This window comes from Oleiphilus sp. HI0086, assembly GCF_001635225.1.
Genome location: NZ_LWFZ01000144.1, coordinates 1 through 1,610 on the forward strand (window position 1 = coordinate 1; position 1,610 = coordinate 1,610).

Annotated in this window: 2 protein-coding genes; both read left to right on the top strand. The window is 44.7% G+C overall.

The window, feature by feature from the left end:
• The coding region (gene asd, locus A3756_RS02005) for an aspartate-semialdehyde dehydrogenase (RefSeq protein ID WP_156490193.1) at positions 1–622 on the top strand (622 nt) is incomplete at its 5' end.
• 206 nt (positions 623–828) lie between these two features.
• The coding region (locus A3756_RS02010) for a PilT/PilU family type 4a pilus ATPase (RefSeq protein ID WP_068552809.1) at positions 829–1,610 on the top strand (782 nt) is incomplete at its 3' end.

Genomic DNA, 1,610 nt, shown 5'->3' on the forward strand with positions numbered 1-1,610 from the left:
TTCAGGTTCTGGTGCCAAGCATATGCGTGAACTAATCTCGCAGATGGGTGATATTCATAATACTGTAATTAATCCACTATCAGACCCTGCAAGCGCAATCCTTGATATCGACAAAGCGGTCGCTGAAAGGCTGCGTTCTGATGAGTTTCCAAAAGACCAATTCGGTGTGCCGCTTGCGGGTAGCCTGATTCCTTGGATCGATACCCAGCTACCTTCAGGGCAAAGCAGGGAGGAGTGGAAAGCTGGCGCCGAGACAAACAAAATACTAGGCATTGAAGACACACCGATCCCTATTGACGGCCTGTGCGTGCGTATTGGCGCAATGCGTTGTCATAGCCAGGCCTTAACGATCAAGCTGAAGAAAGATATTTCAGTGGAAGAGATTGAGCAAAAATTAGCGAAGGCGAACGACTGGGTTAAGGTTATTCCGAATGATCGTGAGCAAACGATTAATGAGCTTACACCTACTGAAGTAACTGGTACGCTAAGCATTCCTGTTGGTCGTATTCGTAAGCTTACAATGGGGCCGGAGTATATTTCAGCGTTTACTGTAGGTGATCAGCTACTATGGGGTGCTGCTGAACCTCTAAGAAGAATGTTACGCATCTTGTTAGAACAGTAGTTAGCTCTGATTGAGCCATATTTTCAGTTTTACATAAACAATATGGCTCAATTCTTCCTCCCTTCTTGTACTACCTCTCATACTTCACGTTTTTACCGCTCAAGTATCCATCAAATCATTTCAAGCTGGCGAAACCCACACATATAGTCTATTTCTTATTGTCTAGATTTCTTTACTCTCTTGATCTGACGAATAGGATATTCTCGATGAAATTTGAAAAATACTTAACTGTGCTAGCACGTAATGACGGTTCTGATTTGTATTTAAGTACCGGCGCGCCGCCTTGCGCAAAGTTTCACGGAAAGTTAAAACCGCTAGAGCAAGAGCCTTTACAGCCTGGGGTAATACAAGATATTGCATATAGCGTGATGGATAGCGAACAAACAAAGGAATTTGAGCAAGAGCTAGAAATGAACCTAGCCTATACAATTTCCGGTGTTGGTCGCTTCCGTATCAATATATTCAAACAGCGAAACGAGATTTCAATCGTTGCACGTAATATCGTCACAGAGATTCCAAAGGCTGATGACCTGGGTTTACCGCAAGTATTAAAAGAGGTCGTAATGGCTAAACGTGGCCTAGTGTTATTTGTTGGTGGTACAGGTTCGGGCAAATCTACCTCTCTCGCAGCACTCATAGATCACCGTAACTCGAACGCAGGTGGTCACATTATCACTATCGAGGACCCTGTAGAGTTCGTCCATAAACATAAGAAGAGTGTAATAAACCAACGTGAAGTCGGGGTTGATACCCGAAGCTATAGAGCCGCGCTTAAGAATACTCTGCGTCAGGCGCCGGATGTTATTCTAATTGGTGAGATCAGGGACAGAGAGACGATGGAGCACGCGCTAGCCTTTGCTGAAACTGGCCATCTCTGTATTTCTACGCTCCACGCTAACAACGCAAACCAGGCGCTCGACCGAATTATCAACTTCTTCCCTGAAGACCGACGTATTCAGCTACTCAATGATTTAGCACTGAATATGCG